The organism is Frigoribacterium sp. CFBP 13707 (genome assembly GCF_014842245.1).
In the GTDB taxonomy this organism is placed as follows: Bacteria; Actinomycetota; Actinomycetes; order Actinomycetales; family Microbacteriaceae; genus Frigoribacterium; species Frigoribacterium endophyticum.
The window spans coordinates 264223-281336 of record NZ_JACYVL010000003.1 but is presented as its reverse complement, the minus strand read 5'-3'; the positions used below and the strand labels follow the sequence as shown (position 1 = coordinate 281336).

The following is a 17114-nucleotide window of genomic DNA, read 5'->3' as shown; positions in this document are numbered from 1 at the left end:
ATGAGCACTCTCGAGATCCGCGACCTCAAGGTCAGCATCGACACCGACGCCGGCCCCAAGCCGATCCTCAAGGGCGTCGACCTGACCATCAAGGAGGGCGAGATCCACGCCGTCATGGGCCCCAACGGCTCCGGCAAGTCGACCCTCGCCTACACGATCGCCGGCCACCCGCGCTACAACGTCGACGGCGGCTCCATCCGCCTCGACGGCGTCGAGGTGCTCGACATGAGCGTCGACGAGCGCGCCAAGGCGGGGCTTTTCCTGGCGATGCAGTATCCGGTCGAGATCCCCGGGGTCACCGTCTCGAACTTCCTCCGCACGGCGAAGACCGCCCTCGACGGCGAGGCCCCGGCCATCCGTGGCTGGATCAAGGACCTGCGCGAGTCGATGTCGGCGCTCAAGATGGACTCGGCCTTCGCCGAGCGCAACGTCAACGAGGGCTTCTCCGGCGGCGAGAAGAAGCGGCACGAGATCATGCAGCTCGAGCTCCTCAAGCCCAAGTTCGCCGTCCTCGACGAGACCGACTCCGGTCTCGACGTCGACGCGCTCAAGATCGTCTCGGAGGGCGTCAACCGGGCGAAGGCCAACACGGGCCTGGGCCTCCTGCTGATCACGCACTACACGCGGATCCTCCGGTACATCAAGCCCGACTTCGTCCACGTGTTCGTCGACGGCCACGTCGCCGACGAGGGCGGACCGGAGCTCGCCGACCGCCTCGAGAACGAGGGCTACGACCGCTACGTCTCCGCTGCGGCGGCTGCGGCGGCCGTCGACGCCCCGGTGGGCAGCTGACCGTGGCGGTCGCTCTGGCCCCGGAGAAGTTCGACCAGGTCGCGGAGGCGCTGAAGGAGGTCGTCGACCCCGAGCTCGGGGTCAACATCGTCGACCTCGGCCTCATCTACGACCTCGCGATGGACGAGGAGCACGAGAACGCCCTCATCATCAGCATGACCCTGACCTCGGCCGGCTGCCCGCTGACCGACGTCATCGAGGCCGACACCGCGAACGCGCTGGACGGCGTCGTGGACGCCTTCCGGATCAACTGGGTCTGGATGCCGCCGTGGGGCCCCGACCGGATCACGGACGACGGGCGCGACATGATGCGCGCCATCGGCTTCTCGATCTGATCCACCCCGGCCGACGCCGGACACGACGACGGGCCCCGGTCTCCTGACCGGGGCCCGTCGTCGTGCGTCGGGGCAGCTGCGCTCAGCGCTCCAGGCGACGGAGCCCGCGCCACGCCAGGGGCAGCACCGAGGCGGCGATCAGCCACTTCGCCACGCCGCCCACGATGAAGGGGACGACGCCGACGGTCAGGACGGTCGCGAGGGTGACCTCGACCCCGAGGCTGCTGAGGACGACCGCGAGGTACGGCAGGCCGACCACGAAGGGCACGAGGCTGGCGAGGAAGAACGCGACGACCGACAGCAGCCACTTCTTGTCCCAGTCGCGCTGGGAGAGCCAGCCCACGAGCGCCGCCGCCGGGATGAACCCGACGATGAAGCCGAAGCTGGGCTTGAGGACGCTGAGGGGGCCGCCGGTGAACTCGGCGAAGATCGGGAGGCCGACGACGCCCAGCACGAGGTAGGTCAGCATCGACAGGGCCCCACGACGCGCCCCGAGGGTCGCACCGACGAGCATCACCGCGAGCGTCTGGCCCGTGACGGGGACGGGCCAGAGGGGAACCTGCACCTGGGCGAGGGCACTGGTGAAGGCCGCTCCGCCGAGGACGAGGGCGACGTCGGTGGCCCAGCTCCTCGTGACCAGGCGGTCGGCGAGGACCGGCCGTGAGATCGGTGCAGCAGTGTTCGTCATGCAGTCTCCTAGAATGGGTAGGTTGATCGGCCGAGCGGCTGGTCGGCAGCGCAGTGCTGCGACCCCCTCCACGCGATGTCTCATCCTAGAGGCGGCCCCTGCTCGGGCTGCGTTGTGGACATCCTCCCAATCGATTGGAATACTGCTGTGCTCTCCGTGCACGACCTCGAGATCCGCGTCGGCGCTCGCCTGCTGATGGCCGACGTGAACTTCCGCGTCGACAAGGGCGACAAGATCGGTCTCGTCGGGCGCAACGGCGCCGGCAAGACCACCATGACCAAGACGCTGGCGGGGGAGACCCAGCCGACCGACGGCAAGATCGAGCGCGGCGGCGAGATCGGCTACCTGCCGCAGGACCCCCGGAGCGGCAACCCGGAGGACCTCGCCCGCACGCGCATCCTCGACGCCCGCGGCCTCGGTCAGCTCCTGCTCGGCATCCAGGAGGCGACCCTCCTCATGGGCGACCCCGACGCCGACGTCGCCGCCCGCGCCATGAAGCGGTACGGCGACCTCGACGACCAGTTCAACGCGCTCGGCGGCTACGCGGCCGAGGCCGAGGCGGCGTCGATCGCCAGCAACCTCAGCCTGCCCGACAGGATCCTCGACCAGCCGCTCTCGACCCTCTCCGGCGGCCAGCGCCGACGCATCGAGCTCGCGCGCATCCTCTTCTCGGCCGCCGACACGATGATCCTCGACGAGCCCACGAACCACCTCGACGCCGACAGCGTGGTCTGGCTGCGCGAGTACCTCAAGACGTACCAGGGCGGCGTCATCGTCATCAGCCACGACATCGAGCTGGTCGAGGAGGTCGTCAACCGCGTCTTCTACCTCGACGCCAACCGCCAGGCGATCGACATCTACAACATGGGCTGGCGGAACTACCAGCGCCAGCGCGCCGCCGACGAGGAGCGCCGCAAGAAGGAGCGCTCGAACGCCGAGAAGCAGGCGTCGGCGCTGCAGAAGCAGGCCGCGCGCTTCGGCGCGAAGGCGTCGAAGGCCGCGGCGGCCCACCAGATGGTCGCCCGTGCCGAGAAGCTGCTCTCGGGCCTCGAGGAGGTCCGTGCCGTCGACCGCGTCGCCAAGCTGCGCTTCCCGACGCCGGTGGCCTGCGGCAAGACGCCCCTGATGGCCTCGAACCTCTCGAAGAGCTACGGCTCGCTCGAGATCTTCACAGCCGTCGACCTCGCCATCGACCGCGGCTCGAAGGTCGTGATCCTCGGGCTGAACGGTGCCGGCAAGACCACGCTGCTGCGCATCCTCGCGGGCGTCGACGAGCCCGACACGGGGCAGCTCGAGCCGGGCCACGGCCTGCGCGTCGGCTACTACGCCCAGGAGCACGAGACGATCGACGTCGCGCGCAGCGTGCTCGAGAACATGGTCTCGTCGTCGCCGAACATCACCGAGATGGAGGCGCGGCGCGTGCTGGGCTCGTTCCTCTTCACGGGCGACGACTCGGCCAAGCCGGCCGGCGTCCTCTCCGGTGGCGAGAAGACCCGCCTCGCCCTGGCGATGATCGTCGTCTCCGGCGCCAACGTGCTGCTGCTCGACGAGCCCACGAACAACCTCGACCCCGCCAGCCGCCTGGAGATCCTCGACGCCCTCGCCAACTACGAGGGGGCCGTCGTCCTGGTCAGCCACGACGAGGGAGCGGTGGAGGCGCTGAACCCGGAACGCGTGCTGATCATGCCCGAGGGCACCGAGGACCACTGGACCAAGGACTACAGCGACCTCATCAACCTCGCCTGACCGACGGGGCGGCACGCCGCCCGCGCCGGGTCAGTGGCCGGCGGCGTCGAGCAGCTCGTCCTCCGCGTCGTTGTCGGCGAGCGGCCGGGCAGCGCGCCGGCGGGCACGCTCGGCCTCCCGGACGCGGGCCTCGTCGCCGTCGGCGCCCTCCTCGTCGAGGGCCCGGTTGCGGCGCTCCTGCCGGAAGACGTAGAAGAGGAAGGCGAAGGCGCCGACCGCGAACATGATCCACTGCACGAAGTAGGAGAGGTTCAGGCCCGTGTCGATCTCGGGCGCGCTCGCCTTCACGGGAGCCTCGGCCGGCGCCGGCGTCTCGCTCTGCAGCAGGCCGTACGAGGCGCTGTAGATCGTGCCGCTCACCCGGGCCTGCACCTCGCTGAGCTGCACGGTGGCGATCTGGTTCGTGCCGGGGACTCCGGTGCGCGACCCCAGGGCGGGCTCGCCCGGCTTGAGGCGGGCGGTCACCGTGACCTCGCCCTCCGGGGGAGCGGGGACCTCGTCGGGGGCGTCCTGGTCGTTGCCCGTGGGCACCCAGCCGCGGTCGACGACGAAGACGTCGCCACCGGTGACCCGGAACGGCACGAGCACCTCGAAGCCGGGCTGCCCGTTGAGGGGCCGGTTGCGGACGAGCAGGGTCTCGTCGGCGGCGTACGTGCCGGTCATGCTCACCGGCTGCCACTCCAGCGCGGGGTCGTAGGAGTCGAGGGCGGGCACGGCCTCGTCGAGCGGCACCGGAGCCGCGTCGTAGCGCTGCTCGAGCTGGTGGACGACGGCCGTCTTCTCCTCGTGGCGGCTCCACTGCCAGTGGGCGAGGAAGCCGCAGACGACGGCGAAGACGACGACCACGCCGAGGTAGCCCAGCCACTTGCGGGCGCCGGTGGTGCGCGCGTCGCTCACCGCGCCTCCTCGGGGACCCGGTCGACCGTGACGCCCGCGGCCGTCACGACGACGGGGAAGTCGCGCGCCCGGAGGAACTCGGCGAGGAAGTCGACGTGCTCGGCGCAGGCCGACCAGACCTTCACCCGGTCGAGCCCGTGGATCTTCGGGTTCCGCCAGTTGACCGCGGAGACGGCGGAGGCGGTGCACCCGGCGCGCGAGCACTGGACGTCACCGGGGCCGTCGAGACCGAGGCCGAGCATCAGCGGAGGACGCCGTCGGCACCCGCCACGGGTGCGTCGTCGTCGGGCTCGTCGTCGACGACGACCGGCCGGACGGGCTCCGGGGCCGGGGCCTCGGCCTCCGGCTGCCACGCCGGGTCGGGACCGCGGTAGAGCTCGACGCCGCCGGGGCGCTCGACCTCCTGCCCGGACTCGTGGCCCACGTTGGCCAGGACGACGGCGACGTAGGGGATGACCACGGCGCCGAGGACGGGGAGCAGCGTCCACCAGGAGAGCGGGATGACGAAGCACAGGGCGATGCACACGATGCGGATCCCGGTGGCCAGTAGGTAGCGGCGCATGCGGGAGTGGCGATCGTCGGTCGGCGACGGGGGGAGGGAGGTGATCGGCTGGGAAGTCTTCATGCACTCACGGGCTCAGAGCGCCACGGGCGGCGCGTGAGCCGATCTTAAGCCCGACAGCCGACAGTAGGCTGGTCGGCGGCCGCGAACGGCCACGACCTCCGGTCGCCCCCCACGCTGCGCCCGACGCACGACCCCGAGGAGACACCATGACCACGCCCCGCACCGTCCTCGTCACCGGCGGAAACCGCGGCATCGGCCGCGCCATCGCCGAGGAGCTCGTCGCCCAGGGCCACCGCGTCGCGGTGACCGCGCGCAGCGGCCAGGGCCCCGAGGGCACGATGACGGTCGTCGCCGACGTGACCGACTCCGCCTCGGTCGACGCCGCCTTCACCGCCGTCGAGGCCGAGCTCGGCCCGGTGGAGGTCGTCGTGGCCAACGCCGGCATCACGAAGGACGGACTCCTCATGCGGATGACCGAGGAGGACTTCACCTCGGTGGTCGACACCAACCTCGGCGGCGCGTTCCGCGTCGTCAAGCGCGCCTCGAAGGGCATGCTCAAGGCCCGCTTCGGCCGGATCGTGCTCGTCTCGAGCGTCGTGGGCCTCTACGGCGGCCCCGGCCAGGTCAACTACGCGTCGTCGAAGGCCGCGCTGGTCGGCTTCGCGCGGTCGCTGACCCGCGAGGTCGGTGCCCGGGGCATCACGGCGAACGTCGTGGCCCCCGGCTTCATCGAGACGGACATGACGGCGGTGCTGCCCGACGAGCAGCAGGCCGAGTACCGCAAGACCATCCCCGCGCAGCGCTTCGGCACCGCCGGCGAGGTCGCGAAGACCATCGCCTGGCTGTCGAGCGACGACGCCGCCTACATCTCCGGCGCCGTCATCCCGGTCGACGGCGGGCTGGGCATGGGGCACTGACCCCGACCCCCGGAGGACGGGGCGTCGCGGCGGGGCCGGTCAGCCGCGGAGCCCCATCAGGGGCAGGAGCTCCGCGAGGTCACACCGGGCGGCGACGAGGTCGGCCTGCTCGCGGACGCGGGGCTTGGCGTTGAAGGCCACGGAGAGCGCGGCGGCCCGCATCATCAGCAGGTCGTTCGCCCCGTCGCCGACCGCCACCGTGTGCTCGAGGCCGACCCGCGACTCCTCGGCCCACTCGCGGAGCGCGGCGGCCTTGCCCTCGGCGTCGACCACGGGGCCGCTGACGCGACCGGTCAGCACGCCGTCGACGACCTCGAGGCGGTTGGCCCGCCAGTGGTCGAGCCCGAGGCGCTCGGCGACCGGGTCGAGGACCTCGTGGAAGCCGCCCGAGACCACACCGATCACGCTGCCGTGGGCGTGCAGGCCCGCGATCAGCTCCTCGGCGCCCTCGGTGACGCGGACCTGGGCGACGGCGTCGGCGAAGACGCCCTCCGACAGGCCGGCGAGGGTGGCGACGCGAGCCGTGAGGCTCTCGGCGAAGTCGAGCTCGCCCGCCATCGCCCGCTCGGTGATCCGGGAGACCTCGGCGTGCGACCCCGCGGCGTCGGCCAGGAGCTCGATCACCTCGTTCTCGATGAGCGTGGAGTCGACGTCGAGGACGGTGAGGAAGCGCGGCACGCCCCCACCATAGTGAGGGCGGGCCGCCCGCCGCGGACGCTGAGGTCACACGGCGTAGCGGCCCGCCCTCCCGGAACGGCCCCGGCCCCTACTGGTCGACGCGGACGCCCTTGCCCACGACGGTGATGCCGGAGGGCGTCACGGTGAAGCCCCGGGCCCGGTCGGCCTCGGCGTCGACGCCGACGGAGGCGCCGGCCGAGATGACGACGTCCTTGTCGAGGATCGCGCGCTCGACGACCGCGCCCGGCCCGATGTGGGCTCGCTCGAAGACGATCGAGTCGACGACGCGTGAGCCCGAGTCGAGCGTGCACCAGGGCCCGAGGACGCTGCGCTCGACGTGCGCGCCCGACAGCAGCGACCCGAGGGAGACGACGGAGTCGATGGTCGTGCCGAGGTTGCCGTGCGCGTCACGGACGAACTTCGCGGGCGGCGAGTTGAGCTGCTGGCTGAAGATCGGCCAGTCGGTGTTGTACAGGTTGAAGATCGGCAGCGCCGAGATCAGGTCGCGGTGCGCGTCGTAGAACGAGTCGATCGTCCCGACGTCGCGCCAGTAGTAGCGGTCGCGCTCGGTGGCCCCGGGGACCTCGTTGCGGTTGAGGTCGTAGACGGCCGCGTCGCCCCGTGAGACGAAGTCGGGCACGATGTCGCCGCCCATGTCGTGGTTCGAGTCGGGCTTCTCGCCGTCGCGGAGCACGGCGTCGATGAGGACGTCGGCGTCGAAGACGTAGTTGCCCATGGACGCGAGGATCTCGCCGGGGGAGTCGGGCAGCCCCGTCGCGTCGGTCGGCTTCTCGAGGAACCGGCCGATGCGGGTCGGGTCGTCGCCGTCGACCTCGATGACGCCGAACTGGTCGGCGAGCGAGATCGGCTGGCGGATCGCCGCGACCGTGACGCCGGCGCCCGAGGCGACGTGCGCCTCGATCATCTGCGAGAAGTCCATCCGGTAGACGTGGTCGGCACCGACCACGACGACGATGTCGGGCTTCTCGTCACGGAGGAGGTTGAGGCTCTGCAGGATGGCGTCGGCGCTGCCGGCGAACCAGCGCTTGCCGAGCCTCTGCTGGGCGGGGACGGACGCGACGTACGCACCGAGCAGCCCCTCGATCGACCAGGTCTGCGAGACGTGGCGGTCGAGGCTGTGCGACTTGTACTGCGTCAGCACGACGATCTGGCGCAGCCCCGAGTTGATCAGGTTGCTGAGCGCGAAGTCGATGAGGCGGTAGTTGCCACCGAACGGGACGGCCGGCTTGGCGCGGTCCGCGGTCAGGGGCATCAGGCGCTTGCCTTCGCCACCAGCGAGCACGATGCCGAAGATCTTCTTTGATGCCATGGGGCCAGGATGGCACGATTCAGCGCCGCGCGACTACGGTGATCAGCGTGCGAGTCGATGTCATCACCAAGGAATACCCGCCCAACGTCTACGGAGGGGCGGGAGTCCACGTCTCGGAGCTCGTGAAGGCGCTCCGGACGTCGATCGACGTGCAGGTGCGCGCGTTCGGTACCGTCGACGCCGAGCCGGGCACGACCGGCTACCCCGACCTGGCCGAGCTGGCCGACGCCAACGGAGCCCTGCGCACCCTCGGCACGGACGTCCGCATCGCGCAGGACGTCGGCGGGGCCGACGTCGTCCACAGCCACACCTGGTACGCGAACGCCGCCGGCCAGCTCGCGCAGATGCTGCACGACGTCCCCCACGTGCTGACGGCCCACAGCCTCGAGCCGCTCCGGCCCTGGAAGGCCGAGCAGCTCGGCGGCGGGTACCGCGTGTCGAGCTGGATCGAGCGCCAGGCGTACGAGACGGCCGACGCCGTCATCGCCGTCAGCGAGGGCATGCGCCGCGACATCCTCCGGTCGTACCCGGGCATCGACGAGCAGAAGGTCAGCGTCGTCTACAACGGCATCGACCTCGACGGCTGGCAGCGCGTCGACGACGCCGAGGTCGTCCGGGGTCTGGGCATCGACCCCGACCGCCCCGCGGTGGTCTTCGTGGGCCGGATCACCCGCCAGAAGGGCCTGCCCTACCTGCTGCGCGCCGCGAAGCTGCTGCCGCCGGAGGTGCAGCTCGTGCTCTGCGCGGGGGCGCCCGACACCCCGGAGATCATGGCGGAGGTCACGGCCCTCGTCCGCGAGCTCCAGGAGGAGCGCAGCGGCGTCGTCTGGATCGAGCGCGTCCTGCCCCGCCACGAGCTGAGCGCCGTGCTCTCGGCCGCCACGACCTTCGTCTGCCCCTCGGTCTACGAGCCGCTGGGCATCGTGAACCTCGAGGCCATGGCCTGCGGCGTGCCGGTCGTCGGCTCCGACACCGGCGGCATCCCGGAGGTCGTCGCGGACGGCCTCACCGGCCGCATCGTGCCGTTGGAGCAGGTGCAGGACGGCACCGGCACCCCCCTCGACCCCGACCGCTTCGTCCGCGACCTCGCCGGGGTGCTGACGGAGGTCGTCGGCGACCCCGGGCTCGCCCGGCTGATGGGCCGCGCGGGCCGGATGCGCGCCGAGGCCGAGTTCAGCTGGGGCCGGATCGCCGAGCGCACGCTCGGCGTGTACGAGGGGCTGCGTCGCTAGGCTGATGAGCATGTCGACCGTGTTGCAGCTCACCGATGTGTCCGTGGTCCGTGGAGGCTCTCCCGTCGTCGACGGCGTGAGCTGGTCGGTGCAGTCCGACGAGCGCTGGGTCGTCCTGGGGCCGAACGGAGCCGGCAAGACGAGCCTCCTGCAGGTCGCCGCCGCGCAGAGCCACCCCTCGTCGGGCATCGCCGAGGTGCTCGGCTCCGACCTCGGGTCGGTCGACCTCTTCGACCTCCGCCCCCGCATCGGCTTCGCCTCGACGACGGTCGCGCGCCGCATCCCGGCGAAGGAGAAGGTCGTCGACGTCGTGCTGACCGCGGCCTACTCGGTCACCGGGCGCTGGAACGAGGAGTACGAGACCGTCGACGTCCGGCGCGCGCACCGCGTGCTGGAGGAGTGGAACCTCGACCACCTCGCCGACCGCACGTTCGGCGAGCTCAGCGACGGCGAGCAGAAGCGGGTCCAGATCGCCCGCTCGGTGATGACCGATCCCGAGCTGCTCCTGCTCGACGAGCCCGCGGCCAGCCTCGACCTCGGCGCCCGCGAGGAGCTCCTCGGCATGCTCTCGGGCTACGCGTCCTCCGACGACTCGCCCGCCATCGTCATGGTCACCCACCACGTCGAGGAGATCCCGCGCGGCTTCACGCACGCGCTCCTCCTCGACCGCGGCCACGTCGTCGCCGCCGGGCCCCTCGACGAGGTCGTCACGGCCGAGACCCTCGGCGCCGTCTTCGGCCTCGACCTGACGGTCACGTCGGCGGACGGCCGGTACGCGGCACGCGCTGCCGGCTGACCCCCGCCTCCTGCGATCCGGGCCGCCCGTCTGGTATCGTTGACAGCTGGTCCGGGGCGTTCGTCGCGCCGGCTCCCCCCGACTCACACCACCACTCATCCGCTAGACCTAGGACTCTCATGAAGACCGACATCCACCCCGAGTACAAGCAGATCGTCTTCCGCGACCTCGCATCGGGCGCCACGTTCCTCACGCGCTCCACGACGACGAGCGACAAGACCATCGAGCTCGACGGTGAGACCTACCCGGTCATCGACGTCGAGATCTCGTCCGAGTCGCACCCGTTCTACACGGGCAAGCAGCGCATCCTCGACTCGGCCGGTCGCGTCGAGAAGTTCAACTCGCGCTACAAGAACTTCGGCAAGTAAGCAGCAGCTCTCAGCCGACAGAGGCGGTCCACTCCGGTGGGCCGCCTCTTCTGCGTCCGCCGACGGGGCGGGCCGTCGGCAGCCCCGGGGGAGTCGCGGGTCGACTGCCCGGGGGAGTCGCGGGTCGGCTGCCTGCGGGAGGCCGGCTCAGACGCCGGGCAGCGACCGGTGCGGCCACTCGCCCGACGCGGTGAAGGACGGGTCCTTCGTGCGGCGCATGTACTCCTGGAAGCTCGCGGCCTGGGTGCCGCACCAGCCGACCTGGAGGTCGTGGAGCTCGGTCGACGGGACGTCGAGACGGTCGGGGAACTTCTGGGCCATCGCCTGCGCCACCCGGCCCGCCGCGACGGCGTCCGCCCCCGCGTCGTGGGCGTCGTCGAGCACGACGCCGTAGACGCCCGCGGCGGCCTCGAGCGTGCGCTTGCCCTTGCGGTAGGTGTCGACGGCCTTGTCGATGACGAGGGGGTCGACGACGCAGCCGATCTCGCCGACGTCGCCGAGCGGCTCGAGGCCGTGGCGCCGGGCCTCACGGTCGAGCAGGGTGAGGTCGTACGGGGCGTTGTAGACGACCAGGGGCACGCCGCGCGCGAACACCGCCCGGAGAGCGGCGATGATCTCGGCCACGACCTCGACCGCCGGCCGCCCCTCGAGCCGGGCACGCTCGGTCGAGATGCCGTGCACCGCGCTCGCCTGCTCCGGGATCTCGATGCCGGGGTCGGCGAGCCACTCGCCGTGGGCGATGCTCGCCCCCGTGGCGTCGATGAGCCCCACGTGCGCCGTGACGATGCGCGCCGTCTCGACGTCGATGCCGGTCGTCTCGAGATCGAAGACGCCGAGCGCCTTCCACCACGACGACGGGACGGGCCCCGGCTCGACGAGCCCGGCCGTCGCGGTCGGCTCAGGGGCGGACGGCGCGCCCGCGGAGACGGACGAGGCCTGTTCGGTGCTGCTCACGCCCCGAGCCTAGGAGGCGCCACCGACAGCCGGGCGCGTCACGACGGGCACGTCGCCGATGTGCAGCCAGAAGAACGCCTGCGTGCCGAGCGTCAGCGTCACGCGGCCCTCCTCGTCGAACGACGGGAACTGCGCTCCGCCGAACAGGTCGGTCAGCGTGCGCCCCGCGAACTCGGGTGCCGTGACCGTGACGGAGACGGGGTTGTGCGCGAACGAGAACACGCAGAGCACGTCCTCCGGCAGGTCGCCGACCTGCGAGCCGCTGCCCTCGTAGCTGCGCACGAAGGAGAGCACCGACTCGTGGTCGGACTCGACGACCTGCATGGTGCCGAGGCCGAAGGTCGGGTGGGCCTTCCGCACGTGGATGACGTTGCGCACCCAGTGCAGCAGCGAGCGCGACTGCGCCAGCTGCGACTCGACGTTCACGAGGTTGTAGTTGTAGACGAGCGACTGGACGACGGGCAGGAACAGCTTGCCCGGGTCGGCCGTGGAGAAGCCGGCGTTGCGGTCGGGCGTCCACTGCATCGGGGTGCGCGACGAGTCGCGGTCCGGCAGCCAGATGTTGTCGCCCATGCCGATCTCGTCGCCGTAGTAGAGGAACGGGCTGCCGGGCAGGGCGAAGAGCAGGGCGTGCACGAGCTCGAGCTCCGCACGGCTGTTGTCGAGCAGGGGCGCGAGGCGACGGCGGATGCCGATGTTGGAGCGCATCCGGGGGTCGTAGGCGTACCAGCCGTACATGGCCTGGCGGTACTCCTCGCTGACCATCTCGAGGGTGAGCTCGTCGTGGTTGCGGAGGAAGACGGCCCAGGCCGCGCCCGGCGGCACCTCGGTCGTCTCGGAGAGGATGCGGGTGAGCTCCTGGGCGTGCTGCGCGCGCAGCGAGTAGAAGATGCGCGGCATGACGGGGAAGTCGAAGGCCATGTGGCACTCGGGCTCCTCCTCCGTGCCGAAGAACGCGGCGGTCTCGGCGGGCCACTGGTTGGCCTCGGCGATGAGCACGCGCCCCGGGAACTCGTCGTCGACCATCCGGCGCAGCCGCTTGATGAAGTCGTGGGTGGCCGGCTCGCCCTCGCCGTTGCCCTCCTCCGTCTCGAAGAGGTAGGGGATGGCGTCGAGGCGCAGGCCGTCGACACCCAGCGAGAGCCAGTGGCGGACGACGTCGAAGACGGCCTCCTGCACGGCGGGGTTCTCGAAGTTCAGGTCGGGCTGGTGCGAGAAGAAGCGGTGGAAGAAGAACTGGCGCCGCACCGGGTCGAACGTCCAGTTGGACTCCTCGGTGTCGACGAAGATGACGCGGATGTTCTTGTACTCCTCGTCGGTGTCGCGCCAGACGTAGAAGTCCCCGTACGGGCCGTCCGGGTCCTCGCGCGACTGCTGGAACCACTCGTGGGCGTCCGAGGTGTGGTTGAGCACCATGTCGATGACGATGCGCATGTTGCGCTCGTGGGCCTTCGTCACCAGGTCGCGGAACTCGTCGAGCGTGCCGAACTCGGGGAGGATCGCCTTGTAGTCCTGGATGTCGTAGCCGCCGTCACGCAGCGGCGACTGGAAGAACGGCGGCAGCCAGAGCGCGTCCACCCCCAGCCACTGCAGGTAGTCGAGGCGCGAGAGCAGCCCCTGGAGGTCGCCGGCGCCGTCGCCGTTGCTGTCGACGAACGACCGCACCATCACCTCGTAGAACACCGCACGGCGGTGCCACTGGGGGTCGAGGGTCAGTCCGGGCTGCTGGATCGGGGCAGTGAAGCTCACCCGGCCAACTCTAGGACGCACGGGGCCCCGGCGCGCACCCTCTCCCGCGCGTCGGCACCCGCGCCTCCGTAGACTCGGCGGGTGATCGTCCGAGAGCCCCGCGTCGTCTCGCCCTACCGGGCCCTGCTCGCCGCCGTCCCCGTCCGCGAGGACGTCGTCCGCGTGGCCGGCAGCGAGACGCACGTCTGGACGTACGACCCCCCGGGGGGCGAGGAGGCGCGGGTCACCGTCGTCGCCGTCCACGGCTTCCGCGGAGACCACCACGGCCTCGAGCCGGTCGTGGCGCACCTCACCGGCGTGCGGGTCGTCATGCCCGACCTGCCCGGCTTCGGCGAGTCGACGCCGCTCGACGGCGAGCACAGCGTGGCCGCCTACGCGGCGTGGCTCCGCGAGCTCGTGGCGGCCCTGGGGCTGGGGCCGGACGTCGTCGTGCTGGGGCACTCGTTCGGCTCGATCGTGGCGTCGGCCGCGGTGGCCGGCGGGCTCCGCGCCTCCCGCCTCGTCCTGGTCAACCCGATCGCCGCGCCCGCCCTCTCCGGGCCCCGTGGGGTCCTGACCCAGCTGGCCGTCGCGTACTACAAGGCCGGCGCGGCACTGCCGGAGGCGGCGGGCCAGTCGGTGCTGCGGAACGCCGGGGTCGTCCGCATCACGAGCCTGGCGATGGTCAAGACCCGCGACCGGGAGCTGCGCCGCTGGATCCACGACCAGCACGACTCGTACTTCTCGCGCTTCGCCGACCGCCGCGTCGTGCTCGACGCCTTCCGCGCCTCCGTCTCGAGCGACGTGAGCACGTACGCCGCCGAGGTCGGCGTGCCGACCCTGCTCGTCGCCGCCGACCGCGACGACATCACGGCGCTGCCGGCGCAGCACGTGCTGCAGGGGCTCTTCCCCGACGCGCGGCTCGTCGTGGTCGAGGGCGTGGGGCACCTGATCCACTACGAGAAGCCCCGCGAGGCGGCCGCCGCGATCGAGGAGTTCCTCGCGTGAGGCTCGTCGTCGACTGCCGGTACGTGCGCGTGGGGCGCCACGACGGCATCAGCCGCTTCACCGCGGGCGTCGTCGGCGCCCTGGCGGAGCGGCACCCGCTGACCATGCTCGTCAGCGACCCACGGCAGCTCGAGTCGCTGCCCGACCAGCCGCACCTCCTGGTCAGCGACCCGACCAGCGTGCGGGAGCCCTCCGTGGCCCGGCAGGTGAACCGGCTGCGGCCCGACGTGGTCTGGTCGCCGATGCAGACGATGGGCTCGTGGGGCCGTCGCTACCGACTCGTGCTCACGCTGCACGACCTCATCTACTACACGAACCGGACGCCGCCGCCGGAGTTCGCGACGCCGATCCGGCTGCTCTGGCGGCTGTACCACCTCGCCTGGTGGCCGCAGCGGCTGCTGCTCGACCGGGCCGACGCGGTCGTGACCGTGAGCGAGACGACGAAGGCCGAGATCGCCCGCCACCGGCTGACGCGCCGCCCCGTCACGGTCGTGACGAACGCCGCCGACCCGGTCGACGCCGCCCCGGAGCGGAGCCGCCCCGCCGGCCGCGAGCTCGTCTACATGGGGTCGTTCATGCCCTACAAGGACGTCGCGACGCTGGTGCGCGCCCTGCCGCTGCTCGACGGCGCACGCCTCCACCTGATGAGCCGGGTCTCCGACCGCGAGCGAGCCGCGCTCGTCGCGCTCGCCCCGGCCGGCTCGCTCGTCTTCCACGACGGGGCCAGCGACGAGGAGTACCGGGAGGTGCTGCTCTCGGCCACGGCGGTCGTCACGGCGTCCCGCGCCGAGGGCTTCGGCATCCCCCTCGTCGAGGGCATGGCCCTCGGCACGCCCGCGGTGGTGAGCGACATCCCGATCTTCCGCGAGATCGGCGGCGACGCGGCGCTCTTCTTCGACGTGGGGTCGCCCGCCTCGGCGGCGGCGGCCGTGCGGCGCCTGGAGGGCGAGTGGGAGGCGCGGTCGGCGGCGTCGCGCCGCCAGGCCGACCGGTTCAGCTGGCGCCGGTCGGCCGACGTGCTCCTCGACCTGCTCGAGCGCGTGGCCGGGTCGTCGAGCCGCTGACCTCCGTCGCACGACGGATGTCGCCTCGCCGTGCGGGCTCGTAGCATCGCTGCATGACCGCGACGCCGACCGACCTCGGAGCCCGCACCGAGGAGCTCTTCCGCCTCCTCGCCGACGACGACGTGGCCGCGGTGCGGTCGCGCATGACGCCCGGCACGGCCCGCGCCCTGACCCCCGAGCGGCTCGACGGCGTGTGGAAGCAGGTCGTGGCCACGACCGGCCCCCTGCGCGCCCTGCGCGACACGACGGCCACGACGCGCGACGGCCGGAACGCCCTCGCCCGCCTCCTGGCGTCGCGCTCGACCGGCACGGTCGTGCAGACGACCCTCGTGCACGAGGCGGGGGAGTGGACGGGGCGTGCGGCGTTCGACGGGCAGGGCCGCGTCACCGGCCTGCTGATCGTCGAGCCGGGCAGTACCGACCTGCCGTTCTGACCGCGGCGCCGCGGGCCTCGTCGGTCGGGCGTCGTCGGCGGGGCCTCGTCGCTCAGACCTCGTCGCTCAGGCCTCGTCGGCCGGCCCCTCGAGGGCGTTCTGGTACTCGAAGGCGTAGCGCCCCGCGCGCTCGGACTCCTCCTCGACCGGGTCGTCGAAGGTCCGCAGCTGGAGGCCGCCCTCGACGAGCACGAAGGAGTGGATCGACCCGTTGCGGATCGGCACGCCCAGGTCCGCGGGCTCGTCGCTCGAGACGTGGTTGACGACCGCCCTGATGACGGCGCCGTGCGTCGCGACGACCACCGCGCCTCCCTGGCTCCGACCCGCGGCCTCGACGAGGGCGGGGAGCACGCGGGCGAGCAGCTCGCGACGGCTCTCCCGCCCGGGCACGCGGGTGCCGGCCGGGAACCTCTCCTCGACCTCGGAGCCGGTGAGGCCCTCGGCCTCGCCGTAGCGTCGCTCGGCGAGGTCCGCGACGTGCTCGGGGGCGGCCAGCCCGAGACGCGCGGCGATGATGGCCCCGGTCTCGGCGGCGCGGCTCAGCGGGCTCGCGACGACGACGGAGACGGTGCGGCGCGCGAGCAGGTCGCCCGCCTCGGCGGCCTGGCGGCGGCCGAGGTCGTTGAGCGGGATGTCGGTGGCGCCTTGGATGCGCCGGGCGCGGTTCCAGTCCGTCTCGCCGTGGCGGACGAGGTAGAGCAGCGTCATGGTGGCCTCCGGGTCGGCGCCCGCGTCAGGAGAGGCGGCGCGCCAGGGCCGTCAGCGTCTCCGACGTGCCCGCGTCGATCTTAACCGTGGCCCGGGGGTCGCCCTTCGTGACCCCGCGGTTCACCACGACGACCGGCATCTTGCGGCGGGTCGCCTGGTCGAGCAGGCGGATGCCCGAGTTGACGACCAGCGACGACCCGGCGATGAGCAGCGCGTCGGCGCCGACGACGAGCGAGCGCGCCTCGGCGAACCGCTCCACGGGCACGAACTCGCCGAAGAAGACGACGTCGGGCTTGAGCATGCCCCCGCACACGGTGCACTCCGGCACGACGAACGCGTCGATGTCGGCGACCTCGACGTCGCCGTCGGGCGCCAGGCGGACGCTCTCCGGCTCGTCGAGCCAGGGGTTCGCCGCCGAGAGGCGGGCGGCGACCACGTCGCGGGCGAACGACTGGCCGCAGGTGAGGCAGACGACCCGGTCGACGGTGCCGTGCAGGTCGACCACGCGACGGGAGCCCGCCCGCTCGTGCAGGGCGTCGACGTTCTGCGTCACGACGCCGTTCGTGACGCCGGCGGCCTCGAGCCGCGCCAGGGCGCGGTGGCCCTCGTTGGGCGTCGCCGCGCGGAACGACCGCCAGCCGAGGTGGCTGCCGGCCCAGTAGCGCTTGCGGTAGCGCTCGCCCGACAGGAACTGCTGGAAGGTCATCGGGTTGCGCACCGGGGCGCCCTCGCCCCGGTAGTCGGGGATGCCGGAGTCGGTGCTCACGCCGGCGCCGGTCAGCACGGCGACCGTGCGCCCGCCGAGGAGGGCGACCGCCTCGTCGAGGGCGGCCGCGTCGAGTGACGGGGGCGTGGCGTTCGACACGGGCGGTGC

General features: G+C 72.1%; 20 protein-coding genes. 10 read left to right on the top strand and 10 right to left on the bottom strand.

Going from position 1 to position 17114, the window contains the following annotated elements:
* Both sufC and IFT45_RS08305 read left to right on the top strand, forming a co-directional pair.
* Complete coding sequence (gene sufC / locus IFT45_RS08310; protein WP_167259201.1) at positions 1–792, top strand: Fe-S cluster assembly ATPase SufC; 792 nt, start codon at positions 1–3, stop codon at positions 790–792.
* A gap of 2 nt (positions 793–794) precedes the next feature.
* Positions 795–1127, top strand: coding sequence for a metal-sulfur cluster assembly factor (locus tag IFT45_RS08305; RefSeq protein WP_056054862.1), 333 nt, complete (start codon positions 795–797; stop codon positions 1125–1127).
* An 82-nt stretch (positions 1128–1209) separates the two neighbouring features.
* Here the strand turns inward: IFT45_RS08305 and IFT45_RS08300 are convergent, their stop codons facing one another.
* The gene (locus tag IFT45_RS08300; protein WP_192127641.1) at positions 1210–1815 is read right to left on the bottom strand and encodes a biotin transporter BioY; all 606 of its coding nucleotides are present in this window, start codon (positions 1813–1815) and stop codon (positions 1210–1212) included.
* Positions 1816–1962: 147 nt separating this feature from the next.
* On the opposite strand from IFT45_RS08300, the gene abc-f reads away from it, so the two are divergent.
* Entirely contained in the window at positions 1963–3561 is a 1599-nt protein-coding gene (abc-f, locus tag IFT45_RS08295; protein ID WP_056054864.1) for a ribosomal protection-like ABC-F family protein, read from the top strand.
* Positions 3562–3591: 30 nt separating this feature from the next.
* Here the strand turns inward: abc-f and IFT45_RS08290 are convergent, their stop codons facing one another.
* From IFT45_RS08290 to IFT45_RS08280, 3 genes are read right to left on the bottom strand one after another with little or no spacing between them, the layout of a single operon-like run.
* Positions 3592–4458: an SURF1 family protein gene (locus IFT45_RS08290; protein ID WP_192127639.1), complete on the bottom strand. Its 867-nt coding sequence runs from the start codon at positions 4456–4458 to the stop codon at positions 3592–3594.
* A complete protein-coding gene (locus IFT45_RS08285; protein ID WP_056054870.1) occupies positions 4455–4700 on the bottom strand; it encodes a hypothetical protein in 246 nt (81 codons plus the stop codon). The genes IFT45_RS08290 and IFT45_RS08285 overlap by 4 nt, the downstream gene beginning before the upstream one ends.
* On the bottom strand, positions 4700–5083 hold the full coding sequence (locus tag IFT45_RS08280) for a DUF3099 domain-containing protein (RefSeq protein ID WP_082514359.1): 384 nt from the start codon (positions 5081–5083) through the stop codon (positions 4700–4702). Before IFT45_RS08280 ends, IFT45_RS08285 begins: the two co-directional genes overlap by 1 nt.
* 146 nt (positions 5084–5229) lie before the next feature.
* On the opposite strand from IFT45_RS08280, the gene fabG reads away from it, so the two are divergent.
* Positions 5230–5940, top strand: a complete 711-nt coding sequence (gene fabG / locus IFT45_RS08275) for a 3-oxoacyl-ACP reductase FabG (protein WP_056054876.1) — start codon at positions 5230–5232, stop codon at positions 5938–5940.
* A 39-nt stretch (positions 5941–5979) separates the two neighbouring features.
* On the opposite strand, the gene serB is transcribed toward fabG, so the two are convergent.
* Complete coding sequence (gene serB, locus IFT45_RS08270; RefSeq protein ID WP_192127636.1) at positions 5980–6618, bottom strand: phosphoserine phosphatase SerB; 639 nt, start codon at positions 6616–6618, stop codon at positions 5980–5982.
* Between the two features lie 88 nt (positions 6619–6706).
* Complete coding sequence (locus tag IFT45_RS08265) at positions 6707–7948, bottom strand: glucose-1-phosphate adenylyltransferase (RefSeq protein ID WP_056054881.1); 1242 nt, start codon at positions 7946–7948, stop codon at positions 6707–6709.
* A gap of 47 nt (positions 7949–7995) precedes the next feature.
* On the opposite strand from IFT45_RS08265, the gene glgA reads away from it, so the two are divergent.
* From glgA to IFT45_RS08250, 3 genes are all read left to right on the top strand, one after another.
* Positions 7996–9180, top strand: a complete 1185-nt coding sequence (gene glgA / locus IFT45_RS08260) for a glycogen synthase (RefSeq protein ID WP_192045709.1) — start codon at positions 7996–7998, stop codon at positions 9178–9180.
* A gap of 10 nt (positions 9181–9190) precedes the next feature.
* Positions 9191–9976 carry an ABC transporter ATP-binding protein gene (locus IFT45_RS08255; RefSeq protein ID WP_192127634.1) on the top strand — a complete coding sequence of 262 codons (786 nt, stop codon included), beginning with the start codon at positions 9191–9193 and terminating at the stop codon, positions 9974–9976.
* 119 nt (positions 9977–10095) lie between these two features.
* Positions 10096–10344 (top strand): type B 50S ribosomal protein L31, encoded by a 249-nt coding sequence (locus tag IFT45_RS08250; protein WP_043594989.1) that lies wholly within the window; start codon positions 10096–10098, stop codon positions 10342–10344.
* 147 nt (positions 10345–10491) lie between these two features.
* Here the strand turns inward: IFT45_RS08250 and IFT45_RS08245 are convergent, their stop codons facing one another.
* Together IFT45_RS08245 and treS are read right to left on the bottom strand one after the other, a co-directional pair.
* The gene (locus tag IFT45_RS08245) at positions 10492–11298 is read right to left on the bottom strand and encodes an exonuclease domain-containing protein (RefSeq protein WP_192127633.1); all 807 of its coding nucleotides are present in this window, start codon (positions 11296–11298) and stop codon (positions 10492–10494) included.
* A 9-nt stretch (positions 11299–11307) separates the two neighbouring features.
* A complete protein-coding gene (gene treS, locus IFT45_RS08240) occupies positions 11308–13047 on the bottom strand; it encodes a maltose alpha-D-glucosyltransferase (protein WP_056054884.1) in 1740 nt (579 codons plus the stop codon).
* Between the two features lie 81 nt (positions 13048–13128).
* Here treS and IFT45_RS08235 point away from each other — a divergent pair, with 81 nt between their 5' ends.
* From IFT45_RS08235 to IFT45_RS08225, 3 genes are read left to right on the top strand one after another with little or no spacing between them, the layout of a single operon-like run.
* Entirely contained in the window at positions 13129–14034 is a 906-nt protein-coding gene (locus tag IFT45_RS08235; RefSeq protein WP_371810919.1) for an alpha/beta fold hydrolase, read from the top strand.
* Complete coding sequence (locus IFT45_RS08230; protein WP_192127631.1) at positions 14031–15098, top strand: glycosyltransferase; 1068 nt, start codon at positions 14031–14033, stop codon at positions 15096–15098. Before IFT45_RS08235 ends, IFT45_RS08230 begins: the two co-directional genes overlap by 4 nt.
* Before the next feature lie 53 nt (positions 15099–15151).
* Positions 15152–15532 carry a hypothetical protein gene (locus tag IFT45_RS08225; RefSeq protein WP_056054890.1) on the top strand — a complete coding sequence of 127 codons (381 nt, stop codon included), beginning with the start codon at positions 15152–15154 and terminating at the stop codon, positions 15530–15532.
* Positions 15533–15598: 66 nt separating this feature from the next.
* Here IFT45_RS08225 and IFT45_RS08220 read toward each other — a convergent pair whose 3' ends face one another.
* Both IFT45_RS08220 and IFT45_RS08215 read right to left on the bottom strand, forming a co-directional pair.
* Positions 15599–16240 (bottom strand): histidine phosphatase family protein, encoded by a 642-nt coding sequence (locus tag IFT45_RS08220; RefSeq protein WP_192127629.1) that lies wholly within the window; start codon positions 16238–16240, stop codon positions 15599–15601.
* Between the two features lie 25 nt (positions 16241–16265).
* A complete protein-coding gene (locus tag IFT45_RS08215) occupies positions 16266–17105 on the bottom strand; it encodes a Sir2 family NAD-dependent protein deacetylase (protein ID WP_056054896.1) in 840 nt (279 codons plus the stop codon).
* Positions 17106–17114: the final 9 nt, after the last annotated feature.